The 344-nt window shown below is 46.2% G+C and carries 1 protein-coding gene; it reads right to left on the bottom strand.

Features of this window, described 5'->3' with window-relative positions:
- Positions 1-344: IS630 transposase-related protein (locus V5T57_RS20720; RefSeq protein ID WP_332893174.1), on the bottom strand; the 344-nt coding region annotated here is incomplete at both ends.

The raw sequence follows: 344 nt of genomic DNA, 5'->3' as shown, positions 1-344 counted from the left end.
GCAGTTTGTTCAGATAACCCACTCTTTTCTTGTGGTTTCTCTCCGCATAGCGCATCGTTTTTTTTACGGATATTCAGAACTTTGAGCGCTGCAGAGATCGTGCTTCGGTGTACACCAAAGTGAACTGCTCTTTCTCGTTGTAAGGCATCTGGATGTGCCTCCACATGAGCCAAAAGCTCTTCTTTCTTCAGCTTCCGATCGCACTTGCTTCTTTGAGAAGGCTCCAACTTTGGACGCTTCAGCCATTCATAAATCGTCGACCGATTCACTTGAAATAGAACTGCCGCATCTGTCTTGCGACCTCCTGCATCAATGAAATCAAGCACGCGTTTTCGTAGTTCGAT

It is taken from the genome of Magnetococcus sp. PR-3 (genome assembly GCF_036689865.1).
Classification (GTDB): domain Bacteria; phylum Pseudomonadota; class Magnetococcia; order Magnetococcales; family Magnetococcaceae; genus Magnetococcus.
The sequence above is the reverse complement of the archived record's forward strand: the minus strand, read 5'-3'. Positions and strand labels throughout refer to the sequence as shown.